The following is an 18,700-nucleotide window of genomic DNA, read 5'->3' on the forward strand; positions in this document are numbered from 1 at the left end:
TTAAAACTCTTGATTTTTCTATTATTCTTGGCTCTCAATATTAGTTTTGAATCCGTGGGCTTCCATAGCCTTTTTGTATAATTCCAAACCATAACGAGAGTTTTGGATTAAATCATGTAGCATTTGTAAATGTATTACTTTGACATTAGTCAAGTTAGCATCGCTACGAACAAAGACGTTTAAGAAACCAAAATCTTTATCCGAAATTTTGAAGTAGTTATTGTCAGAATGTAACCAGCGGTCCAATTCTTCTACTTCCTTACTAAACGCTTTTAGTAAGTTTTTATCACGACGGAAGAACACTGTTGATCCTTTGTGATTTAACTTGGTAATCTTACTCATCATTTTGTCCCGTTGTTCGTTAGATAGACCGGGTGATGACACTCTTTCTTGGAGAATAATAATTCTTTTAACAATTCTTTTTAGTTTTCTGTTACGTGCTAATAAATCTTTATAAGCATCGATTAATTTAGTAATTCATTTTAGTTTATCACGGACATCTTCCTTAAATAAAGCTAACGGATTTTCAAACGCCGTTTTTACGGTAGTTTTAGTATATTCGTAATACTTGTTCACAAAGGTGTTGGATAAGATAGTAAATTCTTTATTAATCTTTTTGGTGTGGTAAGCGTGTGTGAACACTTTTAAGAACATATTCTTAGAAGCATACCCTAAGATCTCGTTCACATAATCAGCCACCAAACCGTTTTTAAAAGTTTGTTTTTGTGAAACCACTTGTGTTTCAGTCACTTCAGATTTATCTGTTAACGTCTTAGTTTCTGAAGTTTTTGTTGTTACTTCTTCAATCACTTCATTAGTGTCATTAGAATTATTCAACAATTGTTTAAGAACAGTAACGTAAGCTTCACTTCTTATATTATTATTCATATCTAATCTTTCTTATTCATTCTAGAACCGAGATTACATATTAGTGTAAGCATCAATGCCTAAGATACTTAAAGCATTGTGTAACACAACTTTTACAGCGTGAACTAAAGTTAATCTTTGAGTTGTTAACGCTAGGTTAGTTTCGTCGATTAATTTAGTTGTACCGTAGTAACCATGGAATGTTTTAGCTAAGTTGTAAATGTAGTTAGCTAATTTGTGTGGTTCAAAGTTATTAGCTACATTGCTTAAAGTGCTCTTGTAGAAGTTAAGTTGTGCTAATAAATCTTTTTCTACTTCTTCAGTTAATAAATCAGCTTTAAAGTCAGTGGCACTGTTGAAGTATTCTTTACCTTTTTCTAAAATACTTGAAGCTCTTGCGTGAGCGTATTCAACGTAGTAGATTGGGTTGTTGTTGTCTTTTTTAGTAGCTAAATCTACGTCTAATTCAATGTGTGTTTGAGAAGATACAGAGATTAAGAATCATCTTGCAGCATCTTTTCCAACAGCGTCTACTAAATCTCATAAAGTTAATGATTTACCAGAACGTTTAGACATTTTGAATTCTTCGCCATCTTTAACTAATCTTACCATTTGCATACATAATACTTTTAAAGCTTCTTCTGGGTAGCCTAAGCAACGTAATGCAATTGACATTCTTGTGATGTAGCTGTAGTGGTCAGCCCCTCAAATGTTAATTAATTTTGTTGGTTTTGGTTCACGGTTTAATTTAATCATGTGGTAAGCAATATCTGGCATGAAGTAAGTTGGCATACCGTCAGATTTAATTAAAACTCTGTCTTTGTCATCACCAAATTTAGTTGTTTTTAATCAAGTAGCTCCATCTTGTTCGTAAACATTATCTCCTAACATTTCAATTGTCTTAGGAATTAATTTGTTCTTGTGGATTTCTAATTCACTGTAGTAAATTTCGATGTGAGTACCTAAAGCAGCTAAGTCATCTTGAATTTGTTTTAGTAAGTAATTTCTAGAGAAAGTTCTAATTTCTTGGTTAGCTTCTTGGTCTTCAATTACAAAAGTTTCCATGTTAATTGGAGTATTGACAAATTTATCACCGAATTCTGCTTTAAGATCTTGAGCTACTAATTTAATTTCTTCACCATGATATGAGTTGTCTGGTAAAGCGATGTCTTGACCAAATAATTCTTTATAACGCACTAAAACTGATGAAGATAGCATGTTCATTTGGTTACCAGCATCATTCACGATGTATTCAGTCACAACATCGATACCGACTTTTCTGCTTAAAGCAGCAATTGCATCGCCAAATACAGCGTTTCTTGCGTGGCCAATGTGTAAGTAACCTGTTGGGTTAGCAGATACGTATTCCACGTTGTATCTTTCGTTTCTCTTTTCGAATACTGGGAAGTCATCTTTTTCAGCTTCGATTTGTTTAAATAATTCTTCGTTTACTGCTGGAGATACGTAGAAGTTAATAAAACCTGGTCTTACAATTTCCACTTTTTCAAATAAACGTTTGTCCATGTTGTCGTAAATTTCTTGAGCAATATCCATTGGAGATTTGCCTTTACCTACGATTGTTTTAGTTAATAACATTGCCACGTTTGTGTTGAAATCACCAAACTTTACACTCTTAGATTTATCTACTGTAAAGTTTACTTCTGGATAACTTAATATAAGCAATGCTTGTTTAATTACTTTATTAATTTTTTGAATAATCATAATAGTCACCTGTTCCTAATATCTTAAACTTTTCCCATAAAGTTCGAAAGTACGTGTCTGAGTTAATGATTTAATACTATCAATGAACTTTTGGATGCTTAATTTATCTATTTTTTTCTTACCGAAATCTTTTCTAGTAAGGTAATAATTGGTTAAATCTTCGATACTTCTATTAGATACGAAATATGTTGGTAATTCGTTATCGTATCGATGTAAAAAGACACTTAATAAAAGAGTCATGTGGAAATATTGGCTAAATTCTTCTAAACCAAAATCATCTAAGAACAATACGTCAACCGTTTTTAATTTATTCACGATTTCTCGGATTTCGTATTGTCCTTCATCTCCACTATTAAAATATTCTTTAATTTTTTCGATTAAATTTGTGATGGAAATAAAACAAATTGTTTTGTCGCTCTTTGCTAACTCATTAGCAAAACCAGCTAATAAATAAGTTTTCCCCACTCCCATGTCGCCATGAAGATAGAAACCTCGATACTTCTTTTCTTTTAACTGTGACCTAATTTGTAAAATCAACTTATTCCTGTAAGTGTTCCCACGAATTGTCATTACATCGTTTTTGTTAATACCGATGTGTTTGTATTTAGCTGGTAAGTCACTAATTCAAAAGTTTTGAGCGGTATGAATGTCTTCGTCAGCTTGTAGTTTTTTCTCACAAATCCTGAATTCGGTTTGTAATTCGCCTGATTCATCTCGGTAGAAGTGCTCGTGATATCCATTGGCCGGACAAATACCAGTTGTATCTTTTTGACATTCCTTTCAACTAGTATCAATGGCTAAAATCTTTAGCAAATGCTTATCAATTTCCGAGTCAGTAAAAGAAAGATTGATAACAAAATCAATCTTTTTTGCTTCTTTGAGTAATTTCTTTTTTGTATCTGAAAACGATTTATGGGTTGTTTTAGCTTTAGCCATGACTAAATTTTTCCTCATGGATCATCTAAATTAGCGTAAGTATCCGCTTTTGATCCTTCACCTGTGATACTAATAATTTTATCATTATTTTCTGATAATACTTTTGCATCATCTTTCGCATGATTTTTAGACATGGTTTTAAATAATTTTGTACTTGGTCTACGGTGGTTTGAGACACATTGTAAGTATTGAATAATTGCTTCTACAGAGTTAATACCTAAGTTGTTTACAGTTTTTGCAACTTTTTCAATGTATTTTGGGACTAAACGACCTGAGTTTTTAAATAATGAGAAATCTACAATGACATTGATGATTGGGTCAGGTAACAAGAATTTGTTTCTAATTCTGTTTAACACCTTAGTAGTTTCTAAACTTAAATCTTCTTTAGTAATTGATAAGATATAGTTTTCTGTAGTGATTTGTCTGTAATCATTTAAGACATAGTTAAAGTTGTCTAAATTAGTATCGTATGAGAAGATTTCAAAGTTTCTATTAATCTTAGTCAAGATTTTGATATCTTCTTCTGATTTCATGAACTTGATTCTTTCAATGTTCATTTGTAAAACAGAATATGAAATTTCGTAATGAGTCTTTGAATCAGCTAATACTAGACTTGCTTTAACGATTGCATAAATATCATCTTCAGTTAAGTTAAAGTTCTTGTAAATAGATAATAATTGAGCTTTAGATTCTGATGAAATAACCACGTTTAAATGCGTAGCAGAAATCAATCTGTTATATAAAGCGGTGAAGTCTAAAGCGTTTAAATGAGTGACTTCGTGATTTTCTAATAATCAATCAATACCAACACTGACGTCTTGGTAGTTAGCTTTAATTACAAAGTTATTAAATTTATAAACTAATTGTTTGTAGCCAAAATCAGTTAAACATTTCTTTAATAAGTTGTTTAATTCTGGTTTTTCAATAAATTCTCTGTACGACAAAGTACCATTTAAAAAGAAAACAGTGGTTTTACTTGCCACATCATCTTTTATAAAGGTTTTTAATAAACCAATAGATTCTAGTTTATGTCTTTCTTGGACGAATTCATCACGACTAATGCCTAAGGTATTGTAAAGTTGTTCTTCTGAAACTAAGTTTAAACTAGTATATTTTTGCAAACGTACTTGTTCAAACATAAACCTATAGATTGCCACAGCTTTTACGCCAATAATTGGCATGTATAGTTCATTTAAAGCTGAATCACTAAATTCTGAACCGTAGTTTAAGTAGATTTCGAATTTATCCATTTTTTTAAAAAAATTTGACATAGCAAAAAATGCTCCTTATTAATTTGAATTATTGATGACGTTTAAAAATACACAAAACCGTATTTCTATATTAGGGTTATCAAAGAAATGCGAATTGGTGGATATCTTAGTTTCTTGATGATTAGGCTTGTGTTAATATCTCATGGACCTAAGATGGTCAACAATTGAGACGACTAGTTAATTATAGCATTTAGACACTCGCTATAAAAAAGAAAAAACCAGATTTTTCTTAGGATTCTAAAAGTCAGTTTTCTCTTACAAAAACAGAAAAAAATTGTAGTCGAAACTACAATTTTTATCGTGTGATTATTTTTGACATTTAGGACAGAAATGTGTGCCCCGGCCGTTCACTTTTTTAAATTCAATAGTTGTATCGCATACCTTACAAGGTTGTTTAGCTCTACCGTGAATTTGTAAAAATTCTTGGTATCCCCCGGTTGATAATTCATTTACTTTAAAACTGTGAATTGTAGTCCCGTTGTGAGCAATTGCGTTTTGTAAAATTACTTTAGAGTGTGCCGCAATTGCGTTACATTCTTCTAAACTTACATCTTTACCTAAACGTTCAGGATGAATGCGTGCCGCGAATAGAACTTCATTTACATAAATGTTACCTAAGCCAGCTACCACTGCTTGGTCAAGTAAAATAGTTTTAATTTTTTTGGTTGATTTATGAATCTTATTGAATAAAAATTCACCAGTAAACTCTTCATCAATTGCATCGATAGCTAATTTATGTACAGAGGGTAAGAGTTCAGGATCGCTATTGTTTAAAATTTCAAAGGTACCAAATTTTCTCGTGTCGTAGTATCTTAAGACACAATCATCTAAATAAATTTCGGCACATAATTGTTTTAAACTAGGTTCGCTACCAATCGCTTGCACAAATAACTTACCTTCCATTCTTAAATGAACAACAAAGGTTTTATTATTAGTTAAATGGAAAATTAAAAATTTACCCTTCCGACTAATGCTAGTAAAAGTTTCACCAACCATAAATTCTTGAAATTGACTCACAGTAGCGTTTTTTAATAATTTAGGATAATGCATGTCAATTTTTGTAATTTTATGGCCTGGAACTTTTTTAGATAAATAAGTAATTACTGTTTGTACTTCTGGTAATTCAGGCATAATTAGAACCCAAACAAGTCAATTTGAGCTTGTTCTTCCTTTAGATATTTTTTTAAACCATTAATTTTATATTGGTCCATCATTTGTAATAAAGCAGCATTATTTACTTTTTTAAATTCAAAATCACGTACAGATAAATCAGTGAGTTGTTGACAGTCAATAGTAGCTAATTGTTTGCACATTAATGCCATTTCTTTACTCTCGTTAAACTTCTTTTGGTTAGTAACAGTCAACTCTGATAAGTTGTTGTAAATGTTTTCTAAAGAATCGTATTTTAGTAATAATTTAATCCCAGTTTTAATTCCGATTCCCTTTACACCCGCTAAATTGTCTGAAGAATCGCCAACCACACCCTTAAAATCAGGTACTTGGTTTGGTCTTAAACCATAGTTTAACTCCGCAAAATTCGCTAATGTATGAATTTGAATGTCTTTTAAACCTGATTTAATTAGATACACAGAAGTGAAAGCATTCACTAGTTGCAACATATCTTTATCAGAGCTGTAGACATCTACTTGCACATGATTTTCACTCATTAATTTACTAAATGATCCGATGAAATCATCAGCTTCAATACCTTCTTGTTTAATAACATTGAAGCCCATTAATTGTAAAGCTTCTTGGATTAGTGGCATTTGTTGAACTAACTCTTGTGGCATAGCTTTTCTACCAGCTTTATAGTCAGAAAACGTTTCGTGACGGAACGTTTTTTTACCGTAGTCAAACGCCACTAAACAGTAGTCATAATTACCACTTTCTTTAATTTTGAAACAAGTTTCCATCATAAGTTTTAATGCATTGACAGGGTATAAGTTATGTTCTGTAGCATATACCGCTAAATTATAAGTTGCATAAAACATTCTGTACGTTAATGAATTACCATCAATTACTACTGCTTTCATCTAATTTTCTCCTTTTACAATGTCTAAGATTAAGTAGGTATCTCTATAAGTTTTTAAATCCACAACTAAATATTTATAACCTTCAGCTTTTTGTTTTAAGTCATCAACGTTATCGAAGGAATATAACACATAAGGTTTATTATCTTCTACAACATTTCACTTTAACATTGGTTTACCTTTAGTAGTTTGCGACGCTATCACGTTAGTTACTTCTACTAAAGACTTGCATGTACTATTTTGGTTATCTTCTAAATGAATTAATCCTAACCGTTTAGCATACTGATCGAATTTTTCAATTTGGGGATTTTTAACAAAGCTAACCCCTAATAATTTATATTCGTAATCAAAGTATAATGTTTTATCTTCTGTCACTTCTTCGTTTAAGTCTAAATCAAACAAGAAGTTACCGTTTTTATCAATAAGGTTTAACTTACTGTTAGTGATTTTATCCATGTTAGCTAACAAGAATTGTCTTCTGTTATCCAAGCAATCAAACGCTCCTACTTTAATTAAGGATTCTAAAATTTTGTTTGAAACACCGTTATTAGACAAGATAGCTAAGGCTTTAACAGCTGAAGTAAATACTTGGTTTTCTTGTTGTTGTCTGATTGAGATAATCTTTTTCGCTGTTTCTTTACCCAAACCTGTTATTGAAGTTAATGAGAAAATGATACTCTTATTGTCAATTACAAAGTTAGTGCTAGACAAGTTAATGTTTGGTCTTTCAATTTGAATGCCTAGTTCTTTAGATTCTTTAATGTACGCCGCAACTTTTTCTTTAGAAGAATCCCCAAAACTCATTAGCACACTAATAGTTTGTAAAGGGTAATGAGCTTTCAAATAAGATAGTCAATAACTAATGTAAGAATATGCTAATGAGTGAGAGTGGTTAAAGCCGTAGCTTGCAAATTGTTCCATGTAGTTAAAAATTTCTAAAGCATCTTCTTCTTTGTAATTATTTTCAATTGCTGCAGAGACGAATTCTGACTGCATCGCTGCAATCACATCCTCTTTCTTTTTACTAATCGCTCTTCTAAAGTTGTCTGACTTAGAACCATTAAATTGTGCAATGATTTGCACTAATTTAATAATTTGTTCTTGGTAAATGATTACCCCATAAGTAGGTGACAATACTTCTTGAATTTCTTGGTTCAAGTATTGTGGCTGTTCATTAGCTTTACGTCTGTTTAAATACAAGTTAATGTTTTGCATTGCTCCAGGACGATAAATTGCAGACACTACGGAAATATCTTCAATGGTGATGGGTTTCATCCGTTTTAGAATTTTTCTCATCCCGTCAGATTCTAATTGGAAGATTCCGTTAGTTTCTCCGCGCGCTAATAATTTAAAGGTTGTTTCATCAGATAAATCGATGTCAAATAAATTAATGTCAATATTTTTAGTGTATTTTATTAACTTTAAAATATTGTCTAAAATGGTTAAATTTCTTAGACCCAATAAGTCCATTTTAATTAACCCTAGCTCTTCTAAATACTCCATTGAGTATTGACACATACTCCGATTATTTAACCCGCTTTGAATTGGTAACACTTCTGTTAACTTAGTGTTAGATAATACAATTCCAGCAGCATGGGTACCAAATTGTCTTGGAATGCCGATAATTTTTTTAGCCAAATCAAATAGGTGGGGATTTTGTACATATTCTTGCTGTAAAACCTTACTTTTTTTAATTGCCCCATCTAAATCTTCTTCATACTGTAAACCAATATTTTTACAGATTTTATCTACGATGGCTAAGTTAGTACCTAATACTCTCGCAGAGTCTCTAATAGCTGTTTTAGCTTTAATTTTTGAGAACGTAATGATATGAGCCACATGGTCTAAACCATATTTTTCAAATAAATAATCAATTACTTCTTCTCTTCTAGAATCCATGATATCAGTATCAATATCAGGCATACTTAATCTTTCTTTATTTAAAAATCTTTCAAAAATTAAACCATTAGTGATTGGATCAATGTCGGTAATTTTTAATAAGAAAGATACTAATGAACCAGCAGCACTTCCTCTTCCGGGGCCTACAATAATTTTGTTGTTTTTAGCTCAAGTAATGAAGTCTTGCACAATTAAGAAATAATCATTAAAACCCTTAGAATCAATCACGCTCAATTCATATTTAGCTCTATCCACATAAATTTGCTTGTCTAAATTTGGATGCTTAGTTAAATATTTTTTTAAATTGTTTTTAACTAAAGTTTCTAAATATTTTTTTGAACTTAATCCTTCAGGAACGGGGTATTGTAAGATGTTTTTAGAATGGTCTTCTTCTAAAACTAAATCCACTTGTTCCAATAAATGCGTTAAGTTGGTTAACGCTCTTTCTGAATAGTGTTTTTCCATCATTTCTTGACTGTACAAACACAAAGCTTCATTAGTTTCTTTAATAAAGTCAGGGTTTAATGTTTCGTTATTTTTGATAGCTTGTAATAATTGGTAAGCATCAAAATCACTAGGAGTTTGAAACCTTGCCTCATGGCACGCAATAACATTATCTTGCGTATCATCAATAACATAAAAGTTAGGGTGTGATCATTGAAAGTCCCCAAATAAGCAGATGACAAATAAATCATCACCTAAATACTGACTCAAGTCGTAAGATAAGTTAGTCATAATATTAGAAGAAATTTCTAATAATTTTTTATAACCGGCTTGGTTTTTAGCAATTAAAACCAGTTGTGATGCTTGATAAATGATTTTTAATCCTAAAACGGCTTTTAAATTATTTTGTTGGCATAATTTATAAAACTCTAATGCACCGTACATTACGTTTTCATCAACTAAGCAAGCTACTGGTCATCCTTGTTCTAACGAAAAATTCACAATATCGCTAGTTGATAAAGTAGACGATAAGAATGAGTAATGTGAATGGACATTTAAATTAGGATATAAATTCATGTTATTCTCCTTTAAGCATTTTTTGAATTTCAGCTTCCACTAATTGGCTATCTTCAAGTTTGTCTAACTTGAAACCACTAGCTAATCTGTGACCACCACCGCCAAATTTATTGGCAATTAAGTTCACAGGATATTCTCTACTTCTAATAGAGCATTTGTAAATATTTAAATCTTCACTATAGTAGATGTATAGTCAAATTTTGACTTCTATAAAATTAGCCATTAAATAAATTTTGCCTGATAAGTTAATGTCTTGGTAGCGTTCTTCAATCATTGGTTTATCAATGTATAAAGTAGCATAACCTTCTTCGTGAGCCTTCACATAAGTGAACAACTCATTATCTAGTTTAGCTTCGTCAAACGTTCTTAAATACAGTTGATTATGAATAGCTTCACGGTCAAAGTCGTATGTCATCATTCATGCCATAACTTCAAAAGTAATTTTAGTAGTGTGGTCATATAAGAAACGATTAGTGTCTGTAATTAAGCCAAAATACAAGGCTTGCAATAAACTCTCATTAACCTTTCAACCATTAGTTTTTAAAATCAAACTCACCATTTCACAAGTTGAAGATCTTGCATCTTCTACTCACTCATAATCTGCAATGGTTTCAATTTTAATATGGTGGTCAATTCTTAGTGTTTCTTGACATTCTTTATGCAATTGGCTTAAGACTCTAGCAGTATTTGCAGTATCACAAATAATACCTAAGGCTTCATGACAAAATTCTGCATCTACAGATTTTTGTGCTACTCTAAAAAATTTAGGTACTCTTTTTAATACATCTTCAGTTAAACCTGCAATCCGCACATCAATTTCTGGGAAATTTAATAAGATCGCTTGTTGTAGTGCGTAAGTACTACCTAACGCATCACAGTCCGGTAGTTCATGGGGGAATAGAACTACTTTTTTATAAACGGCCAATTTTTCTGTTAAAAAATTAGTTACGCTTTGTAAATTCATTTCCATTGTATGTTTCCAATCAAGTGTGTTTTTCTAACACATTTTCCATAATGCTATCAATTAAATCTAATGATTGTTCTAATTTTTCAGCTACTTCTAATTTAGGTTGAGTAGTTGGGTTTTTTGGTGCAAAGACAGAACAAGAATCGTTGTAAGGTAAAATTGATAAATCGTGTGTACCAAAGAATTTAGCTTTAGTAATAATGTCTTCTTTTTCGTAAGTTAATAATGGTTTTAACACTAAGAAGTCATCTAATACTTTAGTAATAACTTGCATGCTTTCTAAAGTTTGACTAGCTACTTGTCCAATTGATTCACCTGTAGCAATAGCACTTAACTTGTGTTCTAACGCAATTCTCTTAGCAATTCTAAAGAAGTAACGTCTCATTAAAGTAATTCTGTAACTTTCTTTTGCGATGTGTGTTAATTCGTGTTGCATACTTGAGAAGTCACATACATATAATTTTGAGTTACATAATCTGTTATCCATCGAAATTACTTTAGCTAAATCTCTTACTTTTTGTAAAGCTCTTTCACTAGTGTGTGGCGGTGTAATAAACGTAATAAAGTCTACAGCTAAACCACGGTTCATTAATAATTTAGCCGCTACTGGAGAGTCTAAACCACCAGAAAGTAACACTAACACTCTACCGTTAACACCAACTGGTAAACCAGATAACCCCATGATTCTACGACCAAAAATTACGGCCTTATGATCATTTTTAATTTCTACGTTTACTGTTAATTCTGGGTGGTGTAAATCTACCTTTAATTCAGTATTTTCTAAAATGTTTCCAGCAACAATGTTTTTAATTTTCATTGAATCTAAGAAATAATTTTTGTTTTGTCTTCTTGATTCTACTTTAAAAGTTTTGTAGCCATGTGTTGCAACTTCTTGTTGTGCCACGGCTAATGTGCAAGCTCTTACATCATTAATATCATCGCTCACTAAATGTGCAACATTAATTGAGTGAATACCAGGTACAAATCTTAAAATTTCGATAATCTTTTCTACGTCATTATTTGATAAATTAGAAATTTTCATGTTGTCGTAGAAATATTCGATATTTAATCCTTCAAAGTCGTGCAACGCTTGTTTAATGTTTTTGTATAACACTCTCACAAAAGTCATTCTGTTCTTACCTTTTAAAGTAAGCTCACCATATTTAATATATAAAATTGATTCCATTATTTATCCTCACTTTCAAATCATTCTCTATCTTCTAAACTAAGTTCTGGGCTGACACCCATTTTAATATAGTTGTCATATCATAATCTTGCTGAATCAACTCAGTATTTAAATTTATCTAAACTTAAAGTAAAATCTACTAACTGAATTTCTCTTTCAAACACATTACAACTATTTGGATCGATATAGTCATCTCTCTTTAAGAAACAAATTGCAAAAATTCCGTGATTAATATGTCTTAAGTAACAATATAAACCTAATTGAAATTTGTATTCATTTGGTACTAGTACATCATTATTAGAATTAAATCATTTTTGTCTCTTAGTTCCTTCTGACTTCACAATCGGATGACCTAATTCATCTTTTTGTAATACAAATAAGTTCTTTTCTTTTTTGTAAACAAAACTATCAATTGCAGACGTTTTAATTTCTAACATCGGACTGGTTGTATAATCAATGTCGCCTTGTGCGTTCAATGGTTCACCATCAGGGATACCACCAAACACAGGGTCTTCTTTAAAAACGTCAAATTTGACGGCCATAGGATTGTATTGCAAATACTTGATACCAGTTTTTTGTTCTACGTAATCTTTAATTTTAGGTTCAATAATATTGCCAGCATTTGCAATCATTTGATCCATAGGTTCAGTATAGATTCCTACCATCATCGCTCAAGTTTTTACTGGACTAGAAAAATTATTTAGTCCCAAAACAGAAGCCATTCTGCTTCCAGTAATTTTTTTAAATTTTTTTTGGTTTGCAGCTAAATATTTTGGAGTTAACTTAATTTGGTTATCTTCAAAAATAAAGTCTTCACCGTATTTTTTAATAAATGGCATGGCCATCTCCTCCGGATTAGTAATATTTAATTATATTAATATATTGTTATAAAATTTTTACATATGAGCAAATTTGGAATCAATTTAACAATAGTTTGTGCTTTTATTTTGATATTCATTTGCGTAATGCATCTCATAATTAAAAATAGTAGAAAAAAACAGTTTTACTTAAAAATAGGTTTAACATTTTTTAGTATTTTTTGAATTGCTTATTTTTTAATTATGCGTTGAGTACCCAATCTTGAAACGTTACTAAATTACGGTGGTTTAAAAAACCTTTACATGAATGTCAACGGTAATGAATACCAATACAGTTTCATTATTTCCAAAGTATTTTTAATGGACTTATGTCCTTTCATGTCAATTTTTTTACCCATCACTATTATTATTTCTAATCGGCAAATGAATATCGCCAAAATTTTCGCCCCAATCGGCTTTTTTTGCGGTTTTATTACCGTCTTCTTTGGCTGTACTCAAAACTCTTTAGGTAACAATTCACTCGGCCAATATATTTTTGCTGGTATCGGTATTAACAAATTGTATTTCTTAATGCACTTTGTTTTAATGGTCTTAAGTTTAATTATTTTATTAAACTATGCTAGATTTAATCTTCTAGATTATTTCTTAATGCTTTTATTCTTAGCCCTTTATTTAAGTGCAGTGGAGATTTTAGTACAAGTCTTCCATGTCACTAATAATGCGACTGGTTTAGTAAAAGGTGACTGGTTTAACTTCACAGTCGGAATTAACGTCATCGGCACCGCTGAATACGGAACAGTTGCCGACTTCTTTCCTAATGTTTCTTACCCTGGTTTAATGTATTTAAGCTATTTCTTAGTTTGATTAGCATTAAGCATTACGGTTATCATCAAATACTTCTTGACCTTCTTTACACCTAACAAACAAAGATTTATTAGCCTAAATATTACATGATACAAAAAATACCAAAAACACTTACAGCAACAACAATTATTATCTTCATTAACCACATCTCTAACACAAATAGAACAAAGAAAAAAGTAGGCTTCAACCTACTTTTTTTGTCTGTTATCAGACTTATTTTACTTTGCTTGTTGTCTATTCAACAACTCGTTTTTTAATTCTAATAATCTTTCTTTTTCGTGTTCTAGGGTTATTTTTTCGTTTTCTAGTTTGTAAATCTTTTGGTTTGTTTTATTTTTTCATTCAAAGAATGATGGAATAAAACAAATACTTAAAGCGAATAATAATACTGCAATTAAAGAAACATTATTAATAATTGAAGCTGGTTTATCGTGTGGATGTGCTTTATTTGCTGCAATAGTTAAAGCTAAATTGATACATGGTTGTAAGATTAAGAATACCATTACAATGAAGATAACAATTCCGGCAAAAATTCCACTGATAATGCTAACAATATCTTTAACACTGCGACGGTTCTTATTTTTAAGCTTTTTATGCGTAGACACCAAAATTGCTAACACAATAAAAGTGAATGAGAACATCGCTTGTCAAGTAGTAATTAAATTACAGAAGTTGTATAAGTTTGTTACTTCTTGTAGTAAGTAACCGTTACCTGCAACTACTTGCGGACCACCAACGTCGTAACATAATGAACCTACGACATTAAATACAACTACAAGAAGTAAAGCAAATGAAAGAATAAATATGGCACCACTTCATGGTTTTTTAATTTTTCTTAATCATTTAGAAAATGGGATTTCGCCTTCTTCAATTAATAGTGAATATAGTCTGACCCCTCACATTGAATAACCGTTAGTGATACCTAGAATCCCGAACGATAATAAAATGGCAATGATTGAATAAATTCATGATAAGTTGTGCTTACAGAAAAACTCAGAAACTTCTTCCCATTCACCGCCGTTAGCTCCAAAAGTTAAGCTTAAGGCGATTAGTAAATAAATACCAGTAATAATTAGTAAACCTACCAGTAAAGCAGAAGAAATCTTTTTAGGTTCTTTCATTTGGTTTTGCATTCCGGCTGCTACATAAAAACCATCATAAGCAAAAAAGATGGCTGATAAAGATAACGTTAACCCAATACCGGGGTTAAATGCATAAAATTTCTGTGGTTGGACCACGTGATTTACCACCGTTGCTGGCGGTTGTGGTTTTGTGTCTACCCATCAGTGGTTAGCGGGTGGTAATCCACCATTCACCCCTAGAATAATAAAACCAATTAAAAAAGCAAAAATTAACGGTACAAATTTGATGTACATGATAATTTTGTTTGTAACCGAACCAGCCTTTAAAGAAAAAGCGTTCATTATAATTAATCAAATATTAATGCTTAACGACACAATCAAGATAACTCACCAGTGAATGTTGCACACTTGCTGGCCAAATTGACTTAAAACAATTTGTCCATTTTCTCATCTTGACCCAATAAAAGCTAGTCCGCTTTGTAAGCTTTCAAAAAAGAAAGCTGTACTACCAAAAAATTTAATCGGAATGGTAAAGAAACAGAATACGTTTTTAGAGGCACGGTATAAAAACAATCCATTAAACCGTTTGACTCAACTTAAAAACCCCCGGTCATCTTTTTTAGCTTGTGCAGCCACGTCAACAATTGCTAGTGCAATTGCCACAACTGTGATGGCTGCAACAATTCAGCAGATTAACGACATGATAATGTTATTTTGTTCATTACCCATTACTACACTGGATTTGAAGAAAATCCCCGAACCAATACTGCTACCCATAACCATTAGTAAAGCAGCGAAGTAGCCGATTTTTTTCGGAGTGGATGTAGTAACTTGAACCTCGTTGGCATTAGTCATGCGTTGAGATTTTATTTTTTTCATAACATAAATTTTAGTTTTAAACTATTTCATAAAATAACTACGAGTCACGATACAGTCGAGTTGTATTATGATTATGTTTTAACGTAGTCAAGTTTATTTTATAAAAATACTTGAGAATAAAAATTTTAAAAACAACAATTATTATTTTTTTAAACAAAAGTCCTTTTTTTAGAAAAAAAGTATAAAAAAAATATGAGTTTAACTCATATTTTTCTCCAAAATTATTCAACTAAAGTGGGTTGTAATTCCGGTTGCATTTTTGTTTGTTTAGCAATCAAATCTTCCCTTTTATCTTTTAAATTTTCTAATTTAAGAGTTAAAGTTTGAAGATCGTTTTCTAACTTGTAAACTAATCTGTTTTTCTTGTTTAATCATTCAAACACTGAAGGAATGAAACATACTGAAGCCGCGAAAGCTAATACTGCAATTAAAGCAATATTGCTAGCGATTGGCGCAGGAGCTACTCCTGCAGGTCTAGCATTATTAGCCGTTACCATTAACGCCAAGTTAACGAACGGTTGAATGATTTGGAAGGCTAAGGCTAACATAATCACCGTTGATGAGAAGATTCCTGCAACGATTTCAGCGACAATCTTCTTAGTCTTCTTCTGAGTTTTATTTTTAATCTTTCTATCAGTTGAAGCAATAATTGATAAAACGATGAAAGTAAAAGTAAAGATTGTTTGTCAGTTTGTTACCAAGTTACAGAAGTTATACATGTTGCTTACATGACTTGACAAATAATATTTACCTACAACTGTTGTGTTTTTGCCAATGTTAAAGGCTAAAGCACCAATGATTGTAAATGTAATTACAATGACAATCGCGAAAGTTAAGATGAAGACGATTCCGCTTCATGGATCTCTGATTTTTTTCAATCATTTAGAGAAAATGATTTCATCATCTTTAATTAAAGTATTGTAAAGTCTAGTTGCTCACATTGAGTAACCATTAATAATACCTAAAATACCAAAGGATACTAATAAAGCCATTACACAGTAAATTCAAGATACGTTATGTTTACAGAAGAAGTAAGAAATATCTTGTCACTTACCACCATCTGCTCCAAGAGTTAAACTTAGGGCTACGGATAAATAAATTACTGTTACGGATAATAAGCCAAATAGTAATGCTGATGAAATTTTCTTCGGTTCTTTCATTTGTTTTTGTACGCCGGCAGCTACATAAAAACCATCATACGCAAAGAAGATGGCCGCAAGTGATAATAATAACCCAATCGCTGGACTGAACATCGCTAATGTTTTAGGATGTACCACGTTATTCGCATAAGATACTGCAGGAGCTTTAAAATCAGTTCATCAGTGGTTGTCCACTGGTAAATGTTGGTTTACTCCAATAACTACGAAGCCAATAATAAGGGCAAAGGCTAAAGGAATGAACTTAACGTACATGATAATTTTATTAGTGTTGATTCCTACTTTTAGTGAAATACCGTTGATAACGATAAATCACACATCTAAAACAAATACCACAATTAGAATTACTCATCATTGGATATTGCAGACATTTTCACCAAATTGGCTTAATACAACATGACCATCGGTCATAGAGCCTACCCAGTGAGCTCCTACAAAAGCTAAAGCACTTTGTAAACTTTGAAAGAAGTAAACTGGTAAGCCAAAGAACTTAATTGGCAAAGTAAAAAAACAATAAATATTTTTTGAAGAACGGTATAAGAATAAACCAGTAAATCTTTTGGTTCATCCTAATAAGCCGCGGTCATCTTTTTTAGATTGTGCAGCAACGTCAACCAAAGCAATTGCCATCGCCATAACCGTTAAAGCCGCAACGACTCACGAAATTAACGACATTGCAATGTTGTTTTGTAAGTTGCCCATTACTGAACCTGATTTAAAAAAGATACCCGAACCAATACTACTACCTAATACAACAAGTAAAGTAGCAAAATAACCAATTTTCTTAGATTTTGAATCAGTTACCTTAACCTCACGAGAATCAAAAATTCTCTGAGACTTTAAATTTTTCATGAATTAATTATAAAGTCTAGACAGTTTTATTGCAATTATTAGTTGCTTTTTGTTTTTGACAAGATGGCAATAATTTCAAATCAAATCCAGTGTTTTCTGGTTCTGGTTTTTTTGGTAACGGCGTTACTAGAATCACTTGTTTTTGCTTTTTCATACGTTTAAAAAGAGAACTTTTTTCGCTTTCATATTTATAAGTATTTTTTGCAGTATTTTGGATATGCTCAACAATCGGTAGAGCTACCATTAAAACTGATAAAAATAAAATAATATAAATAGGCGTTTTGACACACTCTTTTAAAACTCTTGGTAATAAGTAATACACAACTCCATACTTAAATAAACTCGTAGGAGTTCTACCATACATAAATTCGAAATATTTAATAGCTGAAACTGGTCCTAAAATAAACGAAAAAATGATGGTTGATAAAATACAGATAATCGATGAATACAAAAATAACGTAAACTTTAAATTATTTTTGTGTTGTTTTCACCGATAATATTGGTAAATCGTAATCCCCTCAATTAAAGCCGCAAATAAAATCATGGCAGCTAAAATAACTCAACGGAAAATTTCGTTCACCTTCACGCTCATTCTGCCGCTTTTAACTAAGTGTTGAAACGCCTTACTGTCCGGATTTGTATATGCGAACATAATAAAAATTGACACTGCAATGAAGGCAAAAATAAATAGTTGATTGATAATGACATTAATTAAAAAATGTCAATTTAATTGTTTAGCTAAACGAAATAAAGATCCTACGAATCCAGCAATAAAAGCTAACATTGGTTGCTGGATAGCGTATAGATAAAATCAAACCCCTCCATGAATTAAGAAGTTTAAGTTATCTACAATAATCCCTAACAAACACCCAACCACTGGTCCAAAAATTCAGCCAATGACCATTGTTGGTAATCATGCAAATGATAAATCAATTCCAAAAGCTGGAATTGGAATACTAAACAAATTTAAAATTAACCCTAAGGCAATTAATACAGCTAATAAAGTCATTAACCCGATTGATTTAAAAATCTTTAACGGGGTTAAAGGAAAGAAAAATAATAAGCAGCGTTGTTTGATTACAGCTTTTTTAGAAGTGTCTTGTAAACCAACTTGAACGTTGCTAGCTTTAACAATTGTGTTGAACTTCAA

At 31.4% G+C, this 18,700-nt stretch carries 14 protein-coding genes; 1 reads left to right on the forward strand and 13 read right to left on the reverse strand.

The window, feature by feature from the left end:
• Positions 1 to 21: 21 nt before the first annotated feature.
• The 10 genes from ABWU82_RS01460 to ABWU82_RS01505 all read right to left on the reverse strand — a co-directional run bounded on the left by ABWU82_RS01460 (position 22) and on the right by ABWU82_RS01505 (position 12,737).
• Positions 22 to 888, reverse strand: coding sequence for a hypothetical protein (locus ABWU82_RS01460; RefSeq protein WP_353289736.1), 867 nt, complete (start codon positions 886 to 888; stop codon positions 22 to 24).
• 33 nt (positions 889 to 921) lie between these two features.
• On the reverse strand, positions 922 to 2,589 hold the full coding sequence (gene argS, locus ABWU82_RS01465) for an arginine--tRNA ligase (RefSeq protein WP_353289737.1): 1,668 nt from the start codon (positions 2,587 to 2,589) through the stop codon (positions 922 to 924).
• A gap of 15 nt (positions 2,590 to 2,604) precedes the next feature.
• Positions 2,605 to 3,525 (reverse strand): AFG1/ZapE family ATPase, encoded by a 921-nt coding sequence (gene zapE, locus ABWU82_RS01470; protein WP_353289738.1) that lies wholly within the window; start codon positions 3,523 to 3,525, stop codon positions 2,605 to 2,607.
• Between the two features lie 2 nt (positions 3,526 to 3,527).
• A complete protein-coding gene (locus ABWU82_RS01475; protein WP_353289739.1) occupies positions 3,528 to 4,796 on the reverse strand; it encodes a replication initiation and membrane attachment family protein in 1,269 nt (422 codons plus the stop codon).
• A gap of 306 nt (positions 4,797 to 5,102) precedes the next feature.
• Positions 5,103 to 5,927: a DNA-formamidopyrimidine glycosylase gene (gene mutM, locus ABWU82_RS01480; protein WP_353289740.1), complete on the reverse strand. Its 825-nt coding sequence runs from the start codon at positions 5,925 to 5,927 to the stop codon at positions 5,103 to 5,105.
• Between the two features lie 2 nt (positions 5,928 to 5,929).
• Positions 5,930 to 6,829, reverse strand: coding sequence for a 5'-3' exonuclease (locus tag ABWU82_RS01485; protein ID WP_353289741.1), 900 nt, complete (start codon positions 6,827 to 6,829; stop codon positions 5,930 to 5,932).
• Complete coding sequence (gene dnaE / locus ABWU82_RS01490; RefSeq protein WP_353289742.1) at positions 6,830 to 9,745, reverse strand: DNA polymerase III subunit alpha; 2,916 nt, start codon at positions 9,743 to 9,745, stop codon at positions 6,830 to 6,832.
• Between the two features lies 1 nt (position 9,746).
• Complete coding sequence (locus tag ABWU82_RS01495; RefSeq protein WP_353289743.1) at positions 9,747 to 10,715, reverse strand: DHH family phosphoesterase; 969 nt, start codon at positions 10,713 to 10,715, stop codon at positions 9,747 to 9,749.
• Complete coding sequence (gene thiI / locus ABWU82_RS01500) at positions 10,687 to 11,898, reverse strand: tRNA uracil 4-sulfurtransferase ThiI (RefSeq protein WP_353289744.1); 1,212 nt, start codon at positions 11,896 to 11,898, stop codon at positions 10,687 to 10,689. The genes ABWU82_RS01495 and thiI overlap by 29 nt, the downstream gene beginning before the upstream one ends.
• A complete protein-coding gene (locus ABWU82_RS01505) occupies positions 11,898 to 12,737 on the reverse strand; it encodes an MPN551 family DNA-binding protein (RefSeq protein WP_353289745.1) in 840 nt (279 codons plus the stop codon). The genes thiI and ABWU82_RS01505 overlap by 1 nt, the downstream gene beginning before the upstream one ends.
• A gap of 63 nt (positions 12,738 to 12,800) precedes the next feature.
• On the opposite strand from ABWU82_RS01505, the gene ABWU82_RS01510 reads away from it, so the two are divergent.
• Positions 12,801 to 13,760 (forward strand): DUF5378 family protein, encoded by a 960-nt coding sequence (locus ABWU82_RS01510; protein WP_353289746.1) that lies wholly within the window; start codon positions 12,801 to 12,803, stop codon positions 13,758 to 13,760.
• A gap of 38 nt (positions 13,761 to 13,798) precedes the next feature.
• Here the strand turns inward: ABWU82_RS01510 and ABWU82_RS01515 are convergent, their stop codons facing one another.
• The 3 genes from ABWU82_RS01515 to ABWU82_RS01525 all read right to left on the reverse strand — a co-directional run bounded on the left by ABWU82_RS01515 (position 13,799) and on the right by ABWU82_RS01525 (position 18,700).
• On the reverse strand, positions 13,799 to 15,541 hold the full coding sequence (locus ABWU82_RS01515) for an APC family permease (protein WP_353289747.1): 1,743 nt from the start codon (positions 15,539 to 15,541) through the stop codon (positions 13,799 to 13,801).
• A 221-nt stretch (positions 15,542 to 15,762) separates the two neighbouring features.
• Positions 15,763 to 17,550, reverse strand: coding sequence for an APC family permease (locus tag ABWU82_RS01520; RefSeq protein ID WP_353289748.1), 1,788 nt, complete (start codon positions 17,548 to 17,550; stop codon positions 15,763 to 15,765).
• Between the two features lie 16 nt (positions 17,551 to 17,566).
• Positions 17,567 to 18,700, reverse strand: coding sequence for an ECF transporter S component (locus ABWU82_RS01525; RefSeq protein WP_353289749.1), 1,134 nt, complete (start codon positions 18,698 to 18,700; stop codon positions 17,567 to 17,569).

It is taken from the genome of Ureaplasma ceti, from assembly GCF_040369755.1.
In the GTDB taxonomy this organism is placed as follows: domain Bacteria; phylum Bacillota_I; class Bacilli_A; order Mycoplasmatales; family Mycoplasmoidaceae; genus Ureaplasma; species Ureaplasma ceti.